This is a genomic window from Rothia sp. HMSC069C10, from assembly GCF_001812205.1.
Taxonomy (GTDB): Bacteria; Actinomycetota; Actinomycetes; order Actinomycetales; family Micrococcaceae; genus Rothia; species Rothia mucilaginosa.
Window position 1 is genome coordinate 78,777 of record NZ_KV808301.1, and the last position, 22,891, is coordinate 101,667.

18 protein-coding genes and 1 riboswitch are annotated in these 22,891 nt (G+C 62.8%); of the genes, 17 read left to right on the forward strand and 1 reads right to left on the reverse strand.

Annotated features, from left to right (window positions below):
• The first annotated feature begins 67 nt into the window (after nucleotides 1-67).
• From HMPREF2842_RS05360 to trpC, 16 genes are all read left to right on the forward strand, one after another.
• Nucleotides 68-394, forward strand: a complete 327-nt coding sequence (locus tag HMPREF2842_RS05360) for a DUF2469 domain-containing protein (protein ID WP_005506259.1) — start codon at nucleotides 68-70, stop codon at nucleotides 392-394.
• A 304-nt stretch (nucleotides 395-698) separates the two neighbouring features.
• Nucleotides 699-1,154: a YraN family protein gene (locus tag HMPREF2842_RS05365; RefSeq protein WP_012903656.1), complete on the forward strand. Its 456-nt coding sequence runs from the start codon at nucleotides 699-701 to the stop codon at nucleotides 1,152-1,154.
• Nucleotides 1,154-2,692 carry a YifB family Mg chelatase-like AAA ATPase gene (locus tag HMPREF2842_RS05370; RefSeq protein WP_070643163.1) on the forward strand — a complete coding sequence of 513 codons (1,539 nt, stop codon included), beginning with the start codon at nucleotides 1,154-1,156 and terminating at the stop codon, nucleotides 2,690-2,692. The genes HMPREF2842_RS05365 and HMPREF2842_RS05370 overlap by 1 nt, the downstream gene beginning before the upstream one ends.
• A 205-nt stretch (nucleotides 2,693-2,897) precedes the next feature.
• Nucleotides 2,898-4,565 carry a DNA-processing protein DprA gene (gene dprA, locus HMPREF2842_RS05375; protein ID WP_246823197.1) on the forward strand — a complete coding sequence of 556 codons (1,668 nt, stop codon included), beginning with the start codon at nucleotides 2,898-2,900 and terminating at the stop codon, nucleotides 4,563-4,565.
• Nucleotides 4,566-4,804: 239 nt separating this feature from the next.
• A complete protein-coding gene (locus tag HMPREF2842_RS05380) occupies nucleotides 4,805-5,908 on the forward strand; it encodes a tyrosine recombinase XerC (protein ID WP_070643165.1) in 1,104 nt (367 codons plus the stop codon).
• Between the two features lie 339 nt (nucleotides 5,909-6,247).
• On the forward strand, nucleotides 6,248-7,147 hold the full coding sequence (locus HMPREF2842_RS05385) for an ACP S-malonyltransferase (RefSeq protein WP_070643168.1): 900 nt from the start codon (nucleotides 6,248-6,250) through the stop codon (nucleotides 7,145-7,147).
• 115 nt (nucleotides 7,148-7,262) lie between these two features.
• Entirely contained in the window at nucleotides 7,263-8,288 is a 1,026-nt protein-coding gene (locus HMPREF2842_RS05390; protein ID WP_005506251.1) for a beta-ketoacyl-ACP synthase III, read from the forward strand.
• A gap of 203 nt (nucleotides 8,289-8,491) precedes the next feature.
• Nucleotides 8,492-8,734, forward strand: coding sequence for an acyl carrier protein (locus tag HMPREF2842_RS05395; RefSeq protein ID WP_005506250.1), 243 nt, complete (start codon nucleotides 8,492-8,494; stop codon nucleotides 8,732-8,734).
• A 219-nt stretch (nucleotides 8,735-8,953) separates the two neighbouring features.
• Nucleotides 8,954-10,225, forward strand: coding sequence for a beta-ketoacyl-ACP synthase II (fabF, locus tag HMPREF2842_RS05400; RefSeq protein WP_070643170.1), 1,272 nt, complete (start codon nucleotides 8,954-8,956; stop codon nucleotides 10,223-10,225).
• A gap of 1,265 nt (nucleotides 10,226-11,490) precedes the next feature.
• Nucleotides 11,491-11,688, forward strand: a riboswitch (FMN riboswitch).
• A 360-nt stretch (nucleotides 11,689-12,048) separates the two neighbouring features.
• On the forward strand, nucleotides 12,049-12,780 hold the full coding sequence (gene pnuC / locus HMPREF2842_RS05410) for a nicotinamide riboside transporter PnuC (RefSeq protein WP_049337701.1): 732 nt from the start codon (nucleotides 12,049-12,051) through the stop codon (nucleotides 12,778-12,780).
• Entirely contained in the window at nucleotides 12,781-14,091 is a 1,311-nt protein-coding gene (ribD, locus tag HMPREF2842_RS05415; protein WP_070643173.1) for a bifunctional diaminohydroxyphosphoribosylaminopyrimidine deaminase/5-amino-6-(5-phosphoribosylamino)uracil reductase RibD, read from the forward strand.
• 265 nt (nucleotides 14,092-14,356) lie between these two features.
• On the forward strand, nucleotides 14,357-15,649 hold the full coding sequence (ribB, locus tag HMPREF2842_RS05420) for a 3,4-dihydroxy-2-butanone-4-phosphate synthase (protein WP_070643175.1): 1,293 nt from the start codon (nucleotides 14,357-14,359) through the stop codon (nucleotides 15,647-15,649).
• Between the two features lie 8 nt (nucleotides 15,650-15,657).
• Nucleotides 15,658-16,446 carry a GTP cyclohydrolase II gene (locus tag HMPREF2842_RS05425; protein ID WP_141752180.1) on the forward strand — a complete coding sequence of 263 codons (789 nt, stop codon included), beginning with the start codon at nucleotides 15,658-15,660 and terminating at the stop codon, nucleotides 16,444-16,446.
• A 57-nt stretch (nucleotides 16,447-16,503) separates the two neighbouring features.
• Complete coding sequence (gene ribH, locus HMPREF2842_RS05430; RefSeq protein ID WP_070643178.1) at nucleotides 16,504-16,980, forward strand: 6,7-dimethyl-8-ribityllumazine synthase; 477 nt, start codon at nucleotides 16,504-16,506, stop codon at nucleotides 16,978-16,980.
• Between the two features lie 193 nt (nucleotides 16,981-17,173).
• A complete protein-coding gene (locus HMPREF2842_RS05435; RefSeq protein WP_070643180.1) occupies nucleotides 17,174-18,784 on the forward strand; it encodes an anthranilate synthase component I in 1,611 nt (536 codons plus the stop codon).
• A 14-nt stretch (nucleotides 18,785-18,798) separates the two neighbouring features.
• Nucleotides 18,799-19,614: an indole-3-glycerol phosphate synthase TrpC gene (gene trpC, locus HMPREF2842_RS05440; RefSeq protein ID WP_049353149.1), complete on the forward strand. Its 816-nt coding sequence runs from the start codon at nucleotides 18,799-18,801 to the stop codon at nucleotides 19,612-19,614.
• 528 nt (nucleotides 19,615-20,142) lie between these two features.
• On the opposite strand, the gene HMPREF2842_RS05445 is transcribed toward trpC, so the two are convergent.
• Nucleotides 20,143-21,561 (reverse strand): MFS transporter, encoded by a 1,419-nt coding sequence (locus HMPREF2842_RS05445; protein WP_070643182.1) that lies wholly within the window; start codon nucleotides 21,559-21,561, stop codon nucleotides 20,143-20,145.
• A 180-nt stretch (nucleotides 21,562-21,741) separates the two neighbouring features.
• Between HMPREF2842_RS05445 and ftsY the strand changes: the two genes are divergently transcribed.
• A complete protein-coding gene (ftsY, locus tag HMPREF2842_RS05450; RefSeq protein WP_044150495.1) occupies nucleotides 21,742-22,851 on the forward strand; it encodes a signal recognition particle-docking protein FtsY in 1,110 nt (369 codons plus the stop codon).
• The last annotated feature ends 40 nt before the right edge of the window (nucleotides 22,852-22,891 follow it).

The window sequence follows — 22,891 nt, forward strand, 5'->3', positions numbered from 1 at the left end:
CGGCACCGTCGGGAGCCCGCATGCCACCGCTGAATCAGTACTAAGAAAGCCCAGGAAAGGAAGAGTAGTGAGCGCAGAAGACCTCGAAAACTACGAGACCGACGCCCAAATGGCGCTCTACCGCGAATACAAAGACGTCATGTCGCTCTTTAGCTACGCGGTAGAAACCGACCGACGCTTCTACCTGGCGAACCAGGTGGACGTCACCCCGCACGTGCAGGACGGCACCCTCTACTTTGAGGTGAGCATGAGCGACGTGTGGGTGTGGGATGTGTTCCGCTCTAACCGCTTTGTGAAGAAGGTGCACGCCTACTCGGTGCGTGATGTGAACGTGGAGGAGCGCCTGCCCAACCAGGAGTTCACCGTGCCGGAAATGCCGGACTTTAACGCCTAGATTACGCCCGATTCACCGCCTTGCCGGGGGAAGCAGGCGGCTGCTGAGCTACCGGGCGGCAGCGCTGGGTGATGAAACCGCGTGATGAAACTGCGTGATAAACCAGCACGAATATGACGCGGCGAATCGGCACTCGAGCGGTGTTTTTGAAAAATATGCCCCAAAATTTCAAATAAATGGCTGTGGATAACCTCTAATTCCTTCTGGGAACCGAGGTTATCCACAGTTTTTCGTTAACCGCGTTCGGGCACGCGCGCGGCGGGCACAGTAGAAGCACTACCGCTATCTACCGGGGGAGAGACCCATGACAACAGCCCGAATAACAGCCCGCGCCGCAACCCGAAGCGCACCCAACAGACCCCTGCTCCGCAGAACCTCGCCTCGCGCCCACAGCGTCGGTAGGTGGGGCGAGGAGCTGACCGCCCGCATCCTGGAGACGAACGGCTACCGGATTCTGGAGAGGAATTGGCGACCGCCCGCCGGACTGGAACACGAACAGATCCGCGGTGAGCTCGACCTGATCGCCATTGACCCCGAGGACGAACTGGTTTTCGTTGAGGTCAAGACTCGCAGCAGCGAAGACTTCGGGCACCCGTTCGCATCCATTGACCGCGATAAGGCGCGCCGCACGCGCTCGCTGGCGATTCTCTGGTGCAGGCTTCGTGAGAACCTGGATTTTCCGCGCTTTCGCATTGACGCTATTGCGGTGACCGGAACCTGCGAAACCTTCACCTTCGAGCATCTGAAGGCGGTGGCGTAATGGGATTCGCACGCACCTATTCCGTGGCGCTGGTTGGCTTGCGCGGGCACATTGTTGACGTCGAGGCTGACATCTCGCAGGGTCTGCCCGGCTTCGTGCTGCTGGGTCTGCCCGATACCGCCCTCAACGAGTCTAAAGAGCGTGTGCGCTCTGCGGCGAAGAACACCGGCATCACCCTCACTCAGCACCGGCTCACCGTGAACCTGACCCCCGCAACCCTGCCCAAACGAGGCTCAGCATTCGACCTAGCCATTGTGGTTGCGGCGTTGCAGGCGGAGAAGAAACTGCACCCCAGCGGCGATAGCGTCTTCCTGGGCGAGCTGGGACTGGACGGAACGCTACGCCCCGTGCCGGGCATCCTGCCTGCGGTCAAAGCCGCCGTGGATGCCGGACACCACCGCGTGATTGTGCCCGCCGAAAACGCTGAGGAGGCGGCGCTCATTCCCGGCGCGCAGGTGAGCGGTTTCCGCTGCCTGGCTGAGGTTTTTGCCGCTCTCGGCGCTGAGACCCAGAAGCTGACTTACCCGCCCGCCCCGCAGACGGAGGCGAGCGCCCCGGTGGCGAAACCGGCTGAAATTCCCTCGGATATGAGCGATGTTGCCGGTCAGTCGCAGGGTCGTTTCGCCCTGGAAATTGCCGCCGCTGGTGGTCACCATATGCTGCTGACTGGCCCTCCCGGTTCGGGTAAAACCATGCTGGCGGAGCGCCTGCCGAGCATCCTGCCGACCCTCGACAACGATGCCGCGATGGAGGTGACCGCGATTCGTTCCCTCTGCTCGGCGGGGGAGCACCTGAGCGAGCTGGTGCGTCAGCCGCCGTTTGAGGCGCCGCATCATAGCGCCTCCGCGCCGGCGATTTTGGGTGGAGGCAGTGGCATTCCCCGCCCGGGCTGTGTGTCTAAAGCGCACCGCGGCGTGCTCTTTCTGGACGAGGCGCCGGAGTTCAAACGCACGGTGCTCGATTCGCTCCGTCAGCCCCTGGAGTCGGGGACCGTGACCCTGGACCGTTCGAGCGCGTCGGCGACGTACCCGGCGCGGTTTCAGCTGATTCTGGCGGCGAACCCGTGCCCCTGCGGCATGAACGTGGGTACAGGTACGGAGTGCACGTGCGCTCCGCGTGAGCGTCGCGCCTATTTTGGGCGGCTGTCCGGTCCGCTGGTGGACCGCATTGATGTGAATGTGACGGTTCCGAAGGTGTCGTCCACGGAGCTTGCGGGCGGTCAGGTGAATGAGAGTTCGGCGCAGATTCGTGAGCGCGTCATGGCGGCGCGACAGGCTCAGAAGGAGCGCCTGGAACCGTATGGGTTGAAGACGAATGCGGAGATGAACGGCAAGATTCTGCGCGGCCCGTTGCGTCTGGATGCGAAGCTCACCGGCGAGCTGAACGCCGCCGTGGATCGCGGAACGCTGACGGCTCGCGGCTACGACCGGGTGCTGCGTATCGCCTGGACCCTCGCCGATTTGGAGGGCGCCGCCTACCCGAGCCGGGAGCACCTGGATGTGGCGCTCTTTTTGAGGCAGCAGGGGCAATTGAAATAGGGACCGCTGACATAGCGTGCCGGTTTATAGAACGAATCACTCACGAGAGGAGAAGAACGTCATGAGTGAGAAGAAGCTCAGAAAACGAGCTGAAGAGGCCGAATTGAAAGAAAATGGGCTGAGAGAAACAGCGCCGGACGAGTGTGTGCCAGAAGAGAAAGTAACGGGGGAGAGCGCGCCTGAAGAGAGCGCGGCGGAGGATTTTGTGCAGGAGGAACTGCAGATTCGCCTGCCCGGTCGCACCCTGGATGCGCACGCCCTGGCGCGTGAGAGAGTGGCGCATATCCTGTCGCTGGGGCAGGAGCCTTCGCCGAGCCCGTATAACGCGGCGCGGTTGCCGGGGTTCCTCGCATCCTGCCTGAACCCGGTGTACCTGGAAGAGATGCACCTGAATGAGATGAATCAGCAGGAACAGCAGAGGGAGCGGCTACAGGGTGAGGCGCTACAGGGTGAGCGCCCCGAACCTGTGATGGGCACCGCCTCCAGCGGTTCTGACCCAGCACCCCTGCTCAATCCAGCACCCCTGTTCAACCCAGCCCTCAGCGCGGAGGAGCTTGAGGCAGCGTGCCGCGAGTACATCCGCTGTTGCACCGCCCAGCTGATGCGCTACGCCGAACCCGCCGATGAGCTCGTGGTCGAATCCCTCACCACCCTGGGAGCGCCGCTGACCCTGCACTACCTGCTGACCGGGCACATCCCCGATGAGCACACCTGGGAGCACGGCGAACCGGATACGCAGCTCAGCGATTTTCTGCACTCGGTGGGTGCACCCGCGGAAGGGGAGTCCGCCCTGTTCTGTAGCGCGAATGGCTACTACACGCCGGGTGAGCATCAGATGAGCCGCGATAAGTTCGGCAAGGCGCTCGCGACCCGCCGCCTGCGCTGGAACCGCCGCATGGAACGCACCCTGAATGCGGAGGCGCACATGGCGGCAACCTGCGGGGCGTGGCTGGTCACTCCCGCCGATCCGCTGTGGCCGCCGCAGCTGAACGATTTGGGGCCCGCCCGACCGTACGGGCTGTGGTGCCGAGGCGATTCGCGGCACCTGCTGGATGTGGCGTCTGCCCCGAGCGTGGCGCTGGTCGGTTCGCGCGACCCGAGCATCTACGGTACGGAGGCGACGACCCACCTTGCCGCCGAGCTGGCGCGCCGCGGGTACACGGTGATTTCTGGCGGTGCGATGGGCATTGATATTGCGGCGCATCGGGCGGCGCTGACCCAGCAGGGCAGCGACCTGCCGACCATCGCCTTCATGGCGGGTGGGCTGGACCGGCTGTACCCGGCGCAGAACTCGGATGCGTTGAATATGATTGTTGACCGCGGGCTCATCATGAGCGAGGTGAGCGTGGGTAACACCCCCACGCGTTGGCGTTTTCTGGAGCGTAACCGCCTGATTGCGGCGTTGGCGCGGCACACCATTGTGGTGGAGGCGCGCTGGCGTTCCGGTGCCCTGAACACGGCTCGTCACGCGATGGAGATTGGGCGTACCCTCTGGGCGGTTCCGGGGCAGATTAATTCGCCGAACTCGGTGGGCACGAACCGTCTGCTGCGCGATGGACTAGCGCAAACACTCACCGAGGCCGCCGACATCCTCGAGTACGATGCCGCCGCAGGGTTTGAGCTGGGCACCGAGCACGAGAGCGAGTGGGATCAGGCTGCCTCCTCCAGCGCGCTGGATGAGCTGACCGAGCGACAGGGTAGGGTCTGGGACGATTTGAGCCCGCGTTCCTACCGTGGCGTGGACGAGATTGCCGCCGCTCTCGGTTTGAGCGCTCGCGACGTGATGGCTGACCTGTTCCACCTGGGCCGTTGCGGTCTTGCGGAGAGCAGCGGAACGAGCTGGAGGAAGGTCCGCCCGGCTGTCGCAGCCTAGGAGAGCCCCCGCTGAACACCTCAGCTGAACACCTCAGCCGAACACCCCGGCTATAGCGGGATACGCCGGTCGGTCATGACGGGACGGCACGTCATGACGGGGCGGTGCGTGGAGAGCGTAGAACCTCTCTACAATTGGGGTAGGCTTGCGCGTACTGGCGCGGAGCCTACCCCGCCGCCTACCCCCGCCGCCGCATCATCATTAATAGGCGCACCGAGAATACACGAAAGGAGGGACGCATGACCCCCGCCCGCCAGCCCGAAAACCGAGCTGAAAACCGGAACGAGAACCGGGAAGAATACCGGGACGAGGCTCCCTCCACGACCCTGCCGGTGACCTACACCCGCACGCTTGCGCCGGAGCAAGTAGAGAGCTCCGCCCTACCCGACTCTGCCCTGCCCGAGTCGGCACTGGGCGTTTCCGGTGAGGTGTTCCGCCCCGTCCTGGACCGTTTTGAGCGTTTTTTGCGCTATGAGAAGCACCGTTCCGAAGAGACGATTCGTTCCTATATTTCGGATTTGGAGGGCTTCTTCGGCTATATGGCGCGCCGCGGTGTGCGGCATCTGGACAGCATTGATGCGTCCCTGATTCGTGAGTGGTTGGGTTCGCTGCATCTGCGGCAGGCGGCTCGTTCTACGGTGGCGCGCCGCGGTTCGACCCTGCGAACGTTCTTCACCTGGGCTCAGGAAGAGGAGCTGGTGCACGCCAACCCCACCCGCGGTATGCGCACCCCCAAGCGGGAGAATCACCTGCCGCCGGTGCTGAGCCGTGAGCAGATGAACCAGCTGCTGACTACCCTGCAGGAGCGTCGGGCGCAGGATCCTCGGGATGCGCGCCTGCTGCGCCTGGAAGCCGTGGTTGAGGTTCTGTACGCCTCGGGCATGCGTATTTCTGAGCTGACCGGCCTGGATTTGCAGAGCGTGGACCGGGCGAATAAGACGGTGCGCGTGCTGGGTAAGGGCAATAAGGAGCGCGTGGTGCCGTTGGGTACTCCGGCGCTTAAGGCGTTGAATCGTTGGGTGTCCTATGGTCGTCCGCAGTGGATTCCGGAGGGGGCCCAGGGCGTGACGGCGCTGTTTATTGGCCCTCGGGGCGGGCGTGCGAATACCCGTCAGATTCGTGAGGACCTGACCCGCCTGTTGCGCACGGTGGAGAATACTCAGGCGTCGGGTGCGCACGTTTTGCGTCATTCGGCGGCGACTCACCTGGTGGATGGTGGTGCCGATATTCGTTCGGTGCAGGAGCTTCTGGGGCATTCGTCGTTGGCGACCACGCAGATTTACACGCACGTGTCGATGAAGCGTTTGGCGGAGACGTACGCGCGGGCGCATCCGCGAGCATAGGATGTTCGTGCGCCTAATGTCGTGCATTGGTGCGGGGGAGTGTGCTGGACTGTGCTTTGAATAGAGCTCTGGGTAGCGCTTTGAATAGTGCGCTGAGCGCCGCCGTCTAATGTCTCTCTATTTGAACCTTGAGCAGCTGAACTGTACGAATGGGGGAAATCGTTCTAAGCTATACACTGTTCAATGTCTGCCTAAATATCCCGCGCAGCCCAAAGTTTCTGCACAGTGATGTTTATACAGGGCGGCTGAACAAGGTAGCATAGGTAACAGACTAACCGTGGTCTCCGTCTCTATAATGGCACCGCGTACGAGTACTAAAAACCAGAAAGGTCGCACCGCATGCGCGCACTCGTTTGCCCCGGACAGGGCTCCCAGAAGAAGGGCTTCCTGAGCCCCTGGCTCGAGATTGAAGGTGTGCGTGAGCACCTGGAACGACTCTCCGAAGCGGCAGGCATCGACCTGATTCACTACGGCACCGAAGCCGAAGAAGAAACCATCAAGGACACCGCAATCGCCCAGCCTCTCATCGTGGCTGCAGGCATCGTCACTGGTCGCCTCGCACTGCGCGAACTCGACGGTGAAGAGCTCATCTTCGCGGGCCACTCCGTCGGCGAAATCACCGCAGCAGCCCTCGCAGGCGTACTCAGCGACGAAGACGCAATGCGTTTCGTGCGCGTGCGCGCCAACGGCATGGCGGAGGCGGCAGCCACCTCCCCGACCGGCATGGCTGCAGTACTCGGCGGCGTTGAAGAAAACGTCCGCGAAGCCATCGACGCAGCAGGCCTCGTCGCAGCAAACTCCAACGGCGGCGGCCAGATCGTAGCCGCAGGCCCCATCCCCGCCATCGAGGCATTCGCCGCGAACCCGCCCGCACGCGCTCGCGTCATCCCTCTGAAGGTTGCTGGCGCATTCCACACCGAGGCAATGGCACCCGCCGTGCCCGCCCTGGAAGAGTTCGCCGCATCCCTGCAGGTCTCCGACCCGACCTCCGCACTGCTGACCAACCGCGACGGTTCCGCCGTGGAATCCGGTGAAGAGTTCGTCAAGACCCTCGTCTCCCAGGTCACCAGCCCCGTCCGCTGGGACCTGTGCATGGCAACCCTGCTTGAGCGTGAGGTCGCCGGCATTATCGAGGTCGCCCCCGCAGGCACCCTGGTCGGCCTGGCAAAGCGCGCGATGCGCGGCGTGCCCGGCACCTCCATCAACACTCCCGAGGACCTCACCTCGCTGAAGGGCTAAACGCCGGGGGAGCGCACCCCGCCCTCCCAGTACCGGAACCCTTCACACTAGACATGCACTTTAGATATGCGAGGCACACAGTGTCTTGCAAGCATTAGCACTAAGGATTGAATACGTGACTACCCTCAAGCAGTACGAAATCAACCGCTACTCCCGCATCCTCGGTTACGGCGCAGCCCGCGGTGAGGTCATCGTCCCCAACGACGACATCGTTGAGGCAATCGACTCCTCCGACGAGTGGATCAAGCAGCGTACCGGTATCGCAACCCGCCACCGCGCGAGCGAAAACCAGTCGGTAGCCGACCTTGCCATCGGTGCCGCCAAGGACGCCCTCGAAGCATCCGGTGTAACCGGTGAGGACATTGAGGCGGTCATCATCTCGACCATCTCGCACCCCTACGCAACCCCCTCCCTGGCAACCCTGGTCGCCGACGCAATCGGCTCCAAGTGCCCCGCATACGACATCTCCGCAGCGTGCGCAGGTTTCTGCTACGGCATCGCCCAGGCAGACGCCCTCGTCCGTGCGGGCACCGCAAAACACGTGCTGGTCATCGGCGTTGAGAAGCTCTCCGACTTCATCGACAACACCGAACGCACCATCTCCTTCCTGCTCGGCGACGGCGCAGGCGCAGCAGTCGTAGGCGTCTCCGACGAACCCGGCATCGCCCCGACCGTATGGGGTTCGGACGGCTCCCGCTGGGGCACCGTCGGCATGACCCACTCCCTGCTGGACATCCGCAACCGCGACTTCGCCGCAAACCCCGTCGAAGAAGGCGAAAAGATCTGGCCCACCCTGCGTCAGGACGGCCCCTCCGTCTTCCGCTGGGCAGTATGGGAAATGGCGAAGGTCGCCAAGCAGGCACTCGAAACCGCCGGCATTACCCCCGACGAGCTCGGCGCGCTCATTCCGCACCAGGCAAACGCCCGCATCATTGACCAGATGGTCAAGACCCTCAAACTTCCCGACACGGTGGCAGTGGCACGCGACATCGTCGATGCCGGTAACACCTCCGCCGCATCGGTCCCCCTCGCCGCGCACCGCCTGCTCAAGGAGAACCCGGAACTCTCCGGCAAGTTCGCCCTGCAGATTGGCTTCGGCGCTGGCCTGGCATTCGCAGCTCAGGTAGTCGTCCTTCCCTAAGGAAACCACCGGAGCCCGATGCTCCCCGCCCCTCACGACCGGCACAGCGCCGGTGCACGAGAAAGAAAATAAAGCGGAAAAGCATCCCCACAAACTCCGAGTTGACGCATGCGTACACCACGCAGACACGATAAACTCGGTAATGCACGCGTACCCCCACCCGGCGGGTGCGATGACCATCGAAAAAACAAAGGAGCCCCTGAATGGCTAACAAGGAAGAGATCCTCGCAGGTCTGGCAGAGATCGTTAACGAAGAGACCGGCGTTGAGGTTGAGGACGTTCAGCTGGACAAGTCCTTCACCGAGGACCTGGACATCGACTCCATCTCGATGATGACCATCGTCGTGAACGCTGAGGAGAAGTTCGAGGTGACCATCCCGGACGAAGAGGTCCAGAACCTCAAGACCGTTGGCGACGCAGTCGAGTTCATCGCGAACGCTGCCTAAGCTATAACCAATACCGAGGCGGCGCGGGCTCTCACCGGCCCGCGCCGCGTCGCTATTCACTCAGCTTTCAATCCAACACACCCCCGGGAACACGCAGAGTGCGATGACTGCACTCTCCACGGCGTGAAAACGCCCACTGTAAACCCCGGGCCCAACAGGTTTTTATCCACACACCACCGGATAAACCACCAAATCGACCACCGAAGAGAAAGTGCCACAATGTCTCGAAAAGTGCTGGTGACCGGCCTCGGCGCGACCACCCCCATTGGCGGCGACGTCCCCACCACCTGGGAAAACGCAACCAAGGGCGTATCTGGTGTATCCACCCTCGACCACCCCTGGGTCAAGGAATACGACCTGCCCGTATACATTGCAGGCCAGCTCGCCGTGCCCGCCCTCGAATCCGGCCGCCTCACCAAGGTAGAAGCAAAGCGCCTGGATCCCTCGGGCCAGCTCGCCCTCATCGCCGCACGCGAAGCATGGGAAGACGCAGGGTTCTCCGGCCCCGACGCCGACTCCGCAGAAGAAGTCGACCCCGAACGCACCGGCGTAGCCTTCGGCACCGGTATCGGCGGCGTGTGGACCCTTCTCGACGCATGGGACACCCTCCGCGAAAAGGGCCCCCGCCGCGTCCTCCCCATGACCGTTCCCATGCTCATGCCCAACGGCAACGCAGCAGCCGTCTCCATGAACCTCAAGGCACGCGCCGCAGCACAGACCGTCGTCTCCGCATGCGCATCCTCCACCGAAGCCATGCAGCTCGGTGCTGAAATGATCCGCAGCGGTAAGGCAGATGTCGTCATCGTCGGCGGTGCCGAAGCAGCAATCCACCCGCTTCCCATGGCAGCATTCGCCAAGATGCAGGCACTCTCCTCCCGCAACGACGAACCCGAAAAGGCATCCCGCCCCTACGACGTCGACCGCGACGGCTTCGTCATGGGTGAAGGCGCAGCAGCCCTCATCCTCGAATCCGAAGAGCACGCCAAGGCACGCGGCGCACGCGTCTACGCGGAACTGGCAGGCACCGGCGTATCCGCCGACTCCTACCACATCACCGCACCGGACCCCGCAGCACTCGGCGCAACCCGTGCACTGCGCGAAGCCCTCGAAGACGGCAACATCGACCCGAAGACCGTCGTGCACATCAACGCGCACGCCACCAGCACCCCCGCCGGTGACCTGCCCGAAGCAACCGCAATGCACGAAACCTTCGGCGAGCACACCAAGAACATTGCCGTCTCCGCAACCAAGTCCATGACCGGCCACCTGCTCGGCGGCGCGGGCGCACTCGAAGCCGTACTCACCGTACTGGCACTGCACCACCGCACCGCACCCTGCACCATCAACCTGGACAACAAGGACCCCCAGATTGACCTGGACGTGGTGACCGACGCACGCGAGCTGCCCGCCGGTGAGATTGTGGCGCTGTCGAACTCCTTCGGTTTCGGCGGTCACAACGCGGTTGTAGCATTCCGCTCCGTAGAGGACTAATCCTTCAGGGCTTCTAGCCTTATATAGATATAACGCTCCCTCAACTACCGCGTGTAGCTGGGGGAGCGTTATGTTTTGGATGCGTTGGGGGAGGTTGTACCGGACGCCGCTCGCGGGGGAGTGCCCCCTCTTCAGCGCCTGGGGGCGCTTCGAGGACGGAGCCCCCGCTTCGCGTGTCCAGTACGCCCTCTAGGTCGCCTACCCCTCGGTGGGGTTTATATAGGGGTTGGTCTGTGGTTGGGATTCAGAGGTAACGCGCCAATCCCTTGGGGTAGGGAATATGGGTGGCTTGGTGCGGGGTTTCCTTCTCAGGCTAGCTTGCCTCAGTCTGGGGTATATGAGGCTGGTCTAGGGCTGAGTTTCGTGTGCAGCTCGCCTGAGTTTGGGGTGGGCAGGGTTTTACACGTTAAAAACGGGTGGCGTATTCGCTCCGGCACTGCGAATACGCCACCCAAACACACCACACTCCACAAGACAATGCAGAGCGCGCGGGATCAACCATCCCGCAAGGTTCCCGTAACCCCCATCGCGCACCACGGTAGGCGACGACAGAAGAACGGGAGTCTATGACCGTTCGACACGCACAACACCCCACACAAAGGGGTACACAATGTACGATCTTCCGGAAGTATTTCGACGGGGCCCCCACGCCGGCTCCGTTGAGAAAACAATTCGGTGTGGTTGCCTCCCGATGGTGAAGCACCTCAGCATCGTGTGCCGCATAAACCGCGCAGTTTAGTGCGCGCAGATGCTGCGTCGAAAACTATCCAAAGAATGCAGTCCACGGAGTAGTCTTCCAGCTTCAAATGGCAGAAGCTTAAGGGTTTGATGTGAGTGCTCGGATGGTCCGAATCATGTCGCTCTCAACGGAACCGGTTTATCGGTGATGGGAGCTCCTGTAGATAAGAATAACCTTAAATCACCCCTGGAGTAAACCTTAAACCAATAATTTAACCTTATTGTTATAATTCCTTGTCATAAAGGTATTGACGGGTGTTCAATGTGTTCTGGTAACCCCTCAGAAGGTCCTCATAACTCTTTGGTCTGTTTGGTGCTCTCCACCGTTATGAAACCGTGATAAATCATTCCCGAAAATTGAAGAATCGGGTCCAAAACGGTCCCGCACGTGGCTGCCGCGAGGGCTTGTTGAGAGGGTCTTGAAGATGCGCCGAGAGTACAGTCATAAAACGTCATCTTGTCACGGAAATTATCCCAGAGAAAACAAATTAAACCCCCTGCGTGCGCTGTGGCATAATCAGTATCAACATCGTGCTCCGGGGTCGGTGAAATTCCGAACCGGCGGTCACAGCCCGCGAACCACTCTCGCAGGCAGGCAAAAATCGTACGAATCTTCGCATCCGCACAGGATGCAAGACTCCGCTAGAGAAGCCCGCCCGCAAGAGAGGCCGAACCGGTGAAAATCCGGTGCCGACAGTACAGTCTGGATGGAAGGTAGCACGAGCAGAAAAAGGCAGGAGCGCACTCTGTCGAGCCGCCCGAGAAACCTTGGGACAGCTTGCATCGCGCACCCAACGCAGTTGTTTCAGAGAGCATCAGCTTTCTGTGTAGCAGGGGAGAGGCACCTTTCGTAGGTGCCGGTACGTTATTCCCCTCGATCGCAGTCTCTGATTTCAGCCACGGTTTTCAGCCACGGTTGGCTGAATCGCCGCTCCCGCCTCACCACGGATACCGGCCATCCCATAAATCGGGCACCCCATAAGATGCCCGCGGTAGCCGCCCTTTTCTGTTCCTCTCCCCGGAGCCGCCGCAGATGCGCACCCAGCGCATCCGACACACGGTCCAACTCAGAGAGGAAAGAAACAATGGACATCTTGCGGTGGCTCTTCGACGCACAAATTCACGTGGGGGATCAGTCCCTCCTCGTGCGCGAAGTTCTCGGAAACGCATTCGGCCTGGCATCGGCGCTCGGCGGAATGCGACGCAAAGTATGGGCGTGGCCCGTCGGCATTCTCGGCAACCTGCTGCTCCTCACCGTCTTCCTGGGCGCCCTCGTCGGCAGCCCGCACCCCGTCACCATGCTCGGCCAGGCAGGCCGCCAGATCATGTTTATTGCCGTGTCCATCTGGGGCTGGCATCGTTGGCGTGCAACCCGCGCCGCCGGTGGTGACGCCTCCGAAGGTGCCGCGGTGATCCCCAAGTGGGCTACCAACACCGAACGCGCAGGCCTGGTTGTCGCCATGGTCGCAGGCACCCTGCTACTCACCCCCATCTTCCGCGCCCTCGGCTCCTACGAACCCGTCTGGTCCGACGCCTGGATCTTCACCGGCTCGCTGCTCGCCACCTACGGCATGGCGCGCGGCTGGGTTGAATTCTGGCTCATCTGGGTTGCCGTCGACCTGGTCGGCGTGCCGCTGCTGTGGAGTGCAGGCTACTACGCGACCTCCTTCATGTACGTGTTCTACGGGTGCTTCACCCTGGTTGGTTTCTTCGTCTGGTGGCGCACCCGCAACCTGGAGGCGCAGAAGACCCAGGTACAGACCCAGTTCCCCGACGTGACCGTTGAAGTAACCGACGTGCAGAAGGGCCGTGCATAAATGCCGCAGAACCCCTCGCAGCAGGTGCTGGCGAGCGCGCACCTGCCCGTAACCGTCACCCCGAGCGTATCTTCGCCGCGCAACGATGTGGACTATTCTGCCGCGGAGTACGGCCACCTCGCCGGGCTGCCCGCCGCACGCACCCTCCAGCTGCCCAGCCCCGAGCAGGAGCTCAGCCACGCAGAAGCCATGACCCTGGCACTGCAGGCGGCACGCCAGGGTATTCGCGGCGCGAATCCCCTCGTCGGCGCCGTCATCACTGACGCGCACGGGCACCTGCTGCACGTGGGCTACCACCGAGGCGCAGGCACCCCGCACGCCGAAGCAGACGCCCTCGCCGCCGCCCGAGCCGCGGGAACCGACCTCACCGGCGCCCGCATGTACGTGAGCCTCGAGCCCTGCAACCACACCGGACGCACCGGCCCCTGCTCCCACGCCGTCGCCGAGGCGGGCATTAGCGAACTCTACTACGCCTACAGCGACGACACCGAAAACGCAGCTGGAGGCGCCGCCTACCTGCGCTCGCAGGGCGTCACCGTGCACGCCATGGAGGAGTTCGCGAACGCATCCTACCTGCTGAACGAGCGCTGGTTCATTGCCGCCGCCGAACGCCGCCCCTTCATTACCGCAAAGAGCGCCTCCACCCTGGACGGGTTCATTGCGGCAGCTGACGGCACGAGCAAGTGGATTACCGGCCCCGCCGCGCGCATTGACGGGCACTTGATTCGTCACCGCGCCGACGCCGTCATGATCGGTACCCGCACCACCCTCATGGACGACCCGACCCTGGACGCGCGCGACGCCAACGGGGAACGCTTCGAGAAGCAGCCGCTGCGCGTGGTCATGGGCAAAACCGAGATTACCGAGAACTACCGCGTGCGCGGTCTCAACCCGCCCGAAGGTGTGGAGGCGGATCCGCAGAACTTCCTGCAGGTCTTCACCCACGACCCGCGTGAACTGCTCGATGAGCTGTACGCCCGCGGGGTGCGGCACCTCATGATTGAGGGCGGCCCCGGCATGGTCGGCCTCTTCGCCGGTGAAGACCTCATCGACGAGATGGTCTGGTACCGCGCCCCCATGATCATGGGGCAGGGCAAGAGCGCCGTGTACCGTCTGCTCGTGGACACCCTCGCGCAGGCACCGCGCCTGCAACTGGACGATCTGGGCATGTTCCCGGCGGTGCGCGTGCTCGGTAATGACACCGCAACGCACCTGGTGCCGGCACCTCGCGGAACGGCGCAGGAACCGGGTGAGCGGCGTACCCTGCCGAAGCTGGACGCCTGCCACGCGCCCGAACCGAGATTAGATTAGCTGCGGCTGGACTAGTCGCGGCTGGACTAGCCTCCGCTTGGGCTAGTCTCCCTTCGGCTGAGCGCGGGCGGGGGAGTAGTACCTCAAGGACCCCCCGCCTGCGCCCGGCTAGTTTGTGCCGGCTGGTTCGCATGCTGGCACAAAAGCTCCCCGTCACGGGGAATATTCGAAAAATACGTATAGTTATACCGACGAACAAACCATCGCCGCCCGTCGCCCTCAACGACGACGCCCCGGCGGACACGGCGAGAAAAGGAAAGCACACATGTTTACCGGAATCATTGGCGCCCTCGGCACCGTAGAATCCATCACCCCCATCGAAGGTAGCGACGCAGCCTACCTGACCCTCAATGCCGGAGACATCGTCGCCGACCTCGAACACGGTGGCTCCCTCGCCGTCAACGGTGTATGCCTCACTGCTATCGACCTCGACCAGCTGCAGCCCGGCCAGTTCCGCGCTTACGCGATGGGTGAGACTCTGCGCCGCACCAACCTCGGCAACCTGAACCCCGGTGACACCGTCAACCTGGAGCGCTGCCTGCCCGCCGGTGGCCGCCTCGACGGTCACGTCGTGCAGGGCCACGTGGATGCGGTAGGTACCCTCGCATCCGTCACCGCCCACGAGGCGTGGAGCACCCTGCGTTTCAACCTGCCCACCGAACTGGCACCCCTGCTCGCTGAGAAGGGCTCCATCGCTGTTTCTGGCGTGTCCCTCACCGTCACTGCCGTTTCTGAGCCCGGCGAAACCCCCGCATGGTTCGAGGTCGGCCTGATCCCCGAAACCCTGAAGGCAACCAACCTCGGCGCCCTCAAGGTTGGCGACAGCGTGAACCTTGAGACCGATGCGCTCGCTAAGTATGTGCAGCGTCTGACCGCGTTCGCAGGCGTGCCCCAGGCTGACTCTGCGCACTCCGGTGAGCAGGTTGCGCCGCGTCGCGCCGACGCCGCAAGCGTCCTCGACAGCGTGCAGACCGCAGTGGACGCTATCGCAGCAGGTCGCGCCGTAGTCGTCGTTGACGACGAAGACCGCGAAAACGAAGGTGACATCATCTTCGCCGCCGAGCACGCAACCCCCGAGCTGATGGGCTTCATGATTCGCTACACCTCCGGCGTGGTCTGCGCACCCCTGAGCAACAAGCGTGCCGACGAGATGAACCTGCCGCCCATGGTCACCAACAACGAGGATCCCAAGGGCACCGCATACACCGTCTCCTGTGATGCGGCATCCGGCGTGAGCACCGGTATCTCCGCGGCAGATCGCGCACGCACCGTTCAGATCCTCGCGGACGCTGCCTCCACTCCGGCGGATATTACCCGCCCCGGCCACATCTTCCCGCTGCGCGCCGTTGACGGCGGCGTGGCGGAACGCCCCGGCCACACCGAAGCCGCAGTGGAACTCTCCCTCGCGGCGGGCCTGTCCGGCGTGGGCGTTATCGCCGAGGTCGTGCACGACGACGGCTCCATGATGCGTTTCGACGCACTGCGCGCCTTCGCCACCGAGCACAACCTGCCCATGATCTCTATCGAAGACCTCATCAAGTACGTAGCTAAGGCGTAGGAGAACGCATGAGCGAAACCCCTAACACCCAGGCAACGCCGGGCACTCCCGCAGAGCCGGGCACCCCGGTCGAGCCGGTTGAGGCACAGGCTGAAGAGATCAGCACCGAATCCCTGCGCATCGCCTCCCAGCTCGCTGAAGGCTACCGAGTCAGCCCCCTCGATATGGTGCCCAACTCCAGCCCGCTGCTGGTCGAAAGCACCGAAGAGATCGCCGTACCCACCCCGCAGGGTGTGTTCGGCCTGCGCGCCTGGCGATTCGCAGACGGCGCCGAGCACATCAGCGCCCGCGCCCTCGACCGTGACGGCACCCCCGTACCCGCCGAGGACGGGGGAGTGCCCGCGGTACGCATCCACTCCGAATGCGCCACCGGCGATATTTTCGGTTCCTTCCGATGCGATTGCGGCCCCCAGCTGGAGAACGGCCTGCGCATCATTGGCCACACCGGCGGGTACCTCATCTACGTGCGCAACCACGAAGGACGCGGCATCGGCCTGGTCAACAAGCTCCGCGCCTACGCGCTGCAGGATGCCGGGCTCGACACCCTCGACGCGAACCTGGCGCTCGGCCTGGACGGCGACATGCGCGACTACTCGCAGGCGGCACTGATCCTGCAGGAACTCGGTGTGAACGAGCTGAGGCTCGTGACCAACAACCCCGCCAAGCAGGAGGCGCTCGATAGCCTCGGCCTGCAGGTCACCGAACTCATCCCGGATGAAATTCCCGCCCGAGTCGAGAACGCATACTACCTGCAGACCAAGCGTGAGCGTATGCGCCACGTGCTCAAAAGCGCGTAGCGGCACCCCTGCAAACCCCTAATTTTTCAAAAACCCAAAATCCACAAGGAGAACACAATGAGCGGCGTAGGCGCAGCAGACACCACCCTCAACCCCGAAGACTACAAGGGCTTCAAGCTCGCAATCGTAGCGGCAAGCTGGCACACCGAGGTCATGGACGGCCTCATTAACGGTGCTAAGCGCGCCGCCTACGCAGCAGGCATCGAGCCGACCCTCGTGCGCGTTCCCGGCACCTTCGAGCTGCCCGTCGCAGCGACCCGCCTCGCTGAGAAGTTCGACGCAATCGTCGCGCTCGGCGTGGTCATCCGCGGCGGCACCCCCCACTTCGACTACGTCTGCCAGGGCGCAACCAACGGCCTGACCGACGTGTCCGTGCTGACCGGCCGCCCCATCGGCTTCGGCGTGCTCACCTGCGACAACGAGCAGCAGGCACTCGACCGTGCAGGACTGGAAGGCTCTAACGAAGATAAGGGCTACGAGGCGACCGCAGCGGCACTGCAGACCGCAGCAACCCTCAAGCAGTTCAGCAACTAACGCGGCTGAACGGTACGCGGCTCAGTTTCACGAAGAGAACTATTGAATCTTCACCGTGGAACTGGGCCGCAGTACCGGTTAAACTGAAACAACGCGCGGCACTAGAGCCTCAGTATGCTGAGCCGCAGCGCCACAGCGCGCTCAGGTGATAGCGCACCGACGCGCTCCCAACCCAACACCAAGGAGTACAGCAATGCAGGATTTGGGCACCATCACCCCCAGCCTCGAAGAATTCCGCGCCCGCGCAGCCGGCACCCGCGTCATTCCCGTACACATCAAAATCCTCGCCGACTCACTCACCCCCATCGGCATCTACCGATCCCTCGTACTCCAAAACGACCAGGGCGAACCCGTCGAAGCCGCCCACGGCACCTTCCTGCTCGAATCCGCCAAAATCTCCGCAGAAGGCGAATCCGCAGCCTGGGACCGCTACTCCTTCATCGGCGCATCCTCCCGCTCCACCCTCACCACCGTTGACGGCGCAGTCCACTGGCAGGGCCGCACCCCCGCCGGCGCGCCCGTCAACGGTGACCCCGTAGAAGCCATCGCCAAGACCCTGCAGATGCTCTACACCGAACCCGACCCGACCCTGCCGCCGCTCACCTCCGGCCTGGTTGGCTACCTCGGCTGGGACGTTGTGCGCCACTGGGAGCACCTGCCCTTCCCGCCCGCCGATGACGTGAACCTGCCCGAATTCGCGCTCAACATGGTCTCCGACATGGCAATCCACGATAACAAGGACGGCACCGTCCTGCTCGTCGCCAACGCCATCAACTTCAACGGCACCAGCGAAAACGTTGACGGAGCCTACGAGGATGCCGTCGCGCGCCTGCACAGCATGCTCCGCCGCCTACAGCGCGGCGCCACCGCAACCACCTCCACTCTCTCCGGCGTGGCAGACGTTGACCGTAAGGTCCGCGAAGACGTCACCCTCACCTGGAGCGAACAGGGCTTCAAGGACGCCATCGACCGCTCCAAGAAGAACATCATCGACGGCGACGTCTTCCAGATCGTGCTCTCACGCCGATTCGAAGCCGAAACCAACGCCAAGGCACTCGACGTGTACCGTGTACTGCGCCAGTCCAACCCCTCGCCGTACATGTACCTCTTCAACTTTGAAGACAGCAACGGCACCCCCTTCCACATCGTCGGCTCCTCCCCGGAGGCGCTCGTCACCCTCAAGGACGGCATCGCCAGCACCCACCCCATCGCCGGTTCCCGCCCGCGCGGCGCAACCCGCGAAGAAGACCTCGCACTCGCCGAGGAACTGCTCGCCGACCAGAAGGAACGCTCCGAACACCTCATGCTCGTCGACCTGGCACGCAACGACCTCTCACGCATCGCCAAGCCCGGCACCGTGTCCGTCGACCAGTTCATGATCATTGAGCGTTTCAGCCACATCATGCACATTTCCTCCGCCGTCAGCGCCGAACTCGACCCGCAGTTCAGCGCCTACGACGTGCTGCGCGTCGCCTTCCCGGCAGGCACCCTCTCCGGTGCCCCCAAGCCGCGCGCCATGCAGCTCATCGACGAATACGAACCCACCCGCCGCGGCGTCTACGGCGGCGTATGCGGCTACTTCGACTTCGCCGGCAACATGGACATGGCAATCGCCATCCGCACCGCCGTACTCAAGGAAGGCACCGCCTACGTACAGGCAGGTGCGGGCCTCGTCATGGACTCCAACCCGGACTCCGAAACCCTCGAAACCGTCAACAAGTCCGCCGCCCCGTTGCGCGCCGTGCTGACCGCCTCCGGCCTGGCACCCCTGGACGCAGACGCAGCCGTCAACGCCACCAAGTAACCCAAGGAGACACCATGAGCACCGTTCTCGACGAGATCATCGTCGGCGTCCGCGAAGACCTCGCCGCCCGCGTACAGCAGGTTCCCCTCGAAGAAATGAAGAAGCGCGCCCTCGCAGCCGCACCCGCCCGTGACGCGCTTGCCTCCCTACGCGGTGAAGTACCCGGCGGCGGCAACGGCACCACCGCACGCATTATTTCTGAGGTGAAGCGCTCCTCGCCCTCCAAGGGTGCCCTCGGTGAAATCCCGGACCCCGCTGCGCTTGCCGCACGCTACGAGGCAGGTGGCGCCGCAGCAATCTCCGTGCTCACCGAGCAGCGCCGATTCAACGGCTCCCTCGCCGACCTTGACGCAGTCCGCGCCGCCGTGAACATCCCCGTGCTGCGCAAGGACTTCACCGTCGACGAGTACCAGATTTGGGAGGCACGCGCACACGGCGCCGACCTGGTTCTGCTGATTGTCGCGGCACTTGACGAGCAGACCCTGCGCGAGTTCCTTGAACTCACCGAATCGCTCGGCATGAACGCCCTCGTTGAAACCCACACCCCCGAAGAAATCGAAGTCGCCCAGCGCATCGGCGCCAAAATCGTCGGCATCAACGTGCGCAACCTCAAGACCCTCGAAGTCAACAACGAGCACTACGCATCCCTCGCGGCGCACCTGCCCACCTCCGTCATCAAGGTCGCCGAATCCGGTGTCGCCAGCATTGAGGACGTGCGCGCCTACGCTGGTGCCGGTGCCGATGCTGTGCTCATCGGTGAAGCGCTGGTACGCTCCGGCGACCCCGAAGGTACCGTGCGTGAATTCTCCAAGGTGCCCGTGACCCGATAAGGGTTGCTAAGAGATGGCATACCGGACGCCGCTTGCGGGGGAGTGAGGCTTCCGTGGGCTAGGGTTTGAGAGAGGGCGTATCGGACAACGCTCGCGGGGGAGTGACTTCCGTGGGCTAGTTGTTTGAGAGGTTGTACCGGTTCACGCTTGCGGGGGAGTGCCCCCTCTTCAGCGCCTGGGGGCGCTTCGAGGACGGAGCCCCCGCTTCGCGTGTCCGGTCGCCCTCTAGGTCGCCTACCCCTCGGGTGGAGGATAGAAGGGGTTGGTAGGTGGGTACCTTCTCGGGGTAGCTCGCCGCAGTCTTGGGTATATGAAGCTGGTATGTGGTTCCCTTCTCTAATTAGCTCGCCTTGGGATGGTTGAAATAGGGGTTGGTCTGGGGTTTCCTTCTCGGGTCAGCTCACCTGATTCTAGGGTTATTTATCCTGTCGGATTTTTATCTACTTCCCGGATACAGACCTGATACATAGAGATAGAGCCGGTGCCTGCTTCGCAGCAGGCACCGGCTTTTTACTTATTAGAGAGCTCTTAGCGGCCCGTATAGTCCGTGTCCGCAATATCCTTCGGCCAGCGCGCCTTACGGAACGGCGCCCACGTAAACGCCGCCGCCACCAACAACAAACCACTCATAATGAACGCCGGAACAAAACCCCACGCATCCGCAATCAAACCAGCCACCAGCGGGCCCAAAATCATACCGAAATCGCTACACATCTGATACACCGCCAACACCTGACCACCACTGCGGCGAGTACCAATCACATCAGACACCGCAGCCTGAATCGACGGACCCATAAACGCCGCACCAATACCCAGACACGCCGTCAACGACACAAACACCCACGCCACCGGCGCGAAACCCATAAACGTCACCGCAGAACCCGCCAACAGCAGACCCGAAAACGCCATCACACGGCGACCAAAACGATCCGAAAAACGACCCGAGAACGTCTGCGTCAACGCATTACCAAACGAGTTCGTCGCCATCGCCAAAGACGCCAACAGGGTACCCGCAACCGAATTCGACATATCGCCACCAGTCGCCAAATACGCCGCCGCCAACGGAATAATCGACGACTGCACACCAAACACCGACCAGCCAATCGCCCAATTCGACACCAACGCAGAACGGTAATTCGAGAACTTCAACGCGTCACGAACCGTCATCGCAGGCAGGTCACTCTTACCCGCAGCGCCGCCGGATGCAGCAGACTTAGCGCCCTTACCGGATGCGCCAGCCTGAGTGTCAGCAGGGGAAGGCGCCGCCGACGGCAACACCCCGGTGCCCTTACCCTCAGCCAGTGCCGCCGCCTCCATAATCGCGTCGCGCTCCGCCTCCAGCGCCGCCTGCGACGGCATCAAGAACCACACAATCAGGCCCGCCGCCAGCAGCGAAAAACCATACACAATGAACGGCGCACGCATACCAAACGGCGCCAGCGCGCTCGCAATCACCGGGCCCAGCAGGTTACCCAGCAGGAACGCCGTCGCATAATAGCCCGAAATACGGCCACGCATATGCGCCGGGGAAAGGCGCACCAGCAGACCCATCGCAGAGACCGTGAACATGACCGAGCCGATACCCGCCACCGCACGCGAACCCAACAGCACCCAATAATCCCAGGCGAACGCAATCATAAACGACGTCACCGACACAATCAGCATGCCAATCGTGTACACCGGACGCTCACCCCAACGGGTAATCAGCTGACCCGCCGACGGCGCAAAAATCAGGCGCGTAATCGCCAACGCAGAAACCACCATCGTCGCCATCGTGACAGTGGCATTAAAGTTCTGCGCATAGTTCGGTAGCACCGGCGCCACCAAACCAAAACCCACCGCAATCATGAACGACGCAGCAATCAGAACCTTCAAACCGGTCGGCACACGGTTCGGATCAATCGTGCGCGGGTCAAAAACAGGCGGTGTTTTGGCAGGGTTCCTCATGCTCATCCTCGAAATCGTGCGGTGCCGTGCGGCAGCCGCGGGCCCCACCCGCAACCGCCACCCATGTGTTCGGCTAAAAAACTTAACAGTGTCCAGTCTACTCCGCCGACAGCCGGGCATGCGCGTCACCTCGACCAGCCAAACCTCCCAAACCGGTAAGCTAGTAGTGTGAATGAAACGATGATGATAATCTGCGCAATCGTGCTGGGTGTACTGGTTATCGCCGGTGTACTTTTCGCCGTTCTGCGCCGACCCAAGAAGACCGCGAACCTGCAGTCTTTGCGTCAGGAGGCGGCAGAAGCCTCCGGCGGTTCGGCGGAAGAACCCGAAAGCTCGGCACCTCGCGCTATTGAACTTGATATGCCTGACCCGTCCGCGGGTCGCCTGGTGCGCCTGCGCGCCCGCCTGGCACGCTCCAACAACATGCTCGGCAAGGGCCTGCTGGCTCTGCTCTCCCGCGACCGCATCGACCAGGACGTCTGGGACGAAGTTGAGGAAACTCTGCTGCTCGCCGACCTCGGTTCTGAACCGACCACCCGCCTGGTGGAGGCGCTGCAGCAGCGCGTGCGCGTTGAGGGTACGAGCAACCCCGCCGCCGTGAAGAAGATGCTCCGCGAAGAGCTCGTGAAGATCGTTCGCCCCGACATGGACCGCGAACTGAAGACCGCCGGCAGCGACGGCAACCCCGGCGTGGTGCTGGTCGTTGGCGTGAACGGCGTCGGTAAGACCACCACGGTTGGTAAGATTGCCCGCGTGATGGTCGCTGACGGTCAGACCCTGCTCCTGGGCGCCGCTGATACGTTCCGTGCGGCCGCGTCCGAGCAGCTGACCACCTGGGGTGACCGCGTGGGCGTGAAGACCGTGCGTTCCGAGAAGGAAGGCGCCGACCCCGCATCCGTCGCGTTTGACGCTGTGAAGGCTGGTAAGGAGCAGGGCGTTGACACCGTGCTCGTGGACACTGCGGGCCGCCTGCAGAACAAGTCCGGTCTGATGGACCAGCTCGGCAAGATTAAGCGCGTGATTGAGAAGGAAGCGCCGGTCACCGAGGTTCTGCTTGTGATTGACGCGACCACCGGCCAGAACGGTATGGTTCAGGCGAAGGTCTTCGGCGATATCGTGGACGTCACCGGTATCGTGCTGACCAAGCTCGACGGCACCGCAAAGGGCGGTATCGTGGTCGCTATCCAGGAGGAGCTCGGCGTTCCCGTCAAGCTCATCGGCCTGGGTGAAGGCCCGGACGACCTGGCGCCGTTCGACCCGGAAGCGTTCGTGGACGCACTGCTGGACTAACATCCTCATATTCCGCCGAGAAGCCACATGTGTTGTGAAC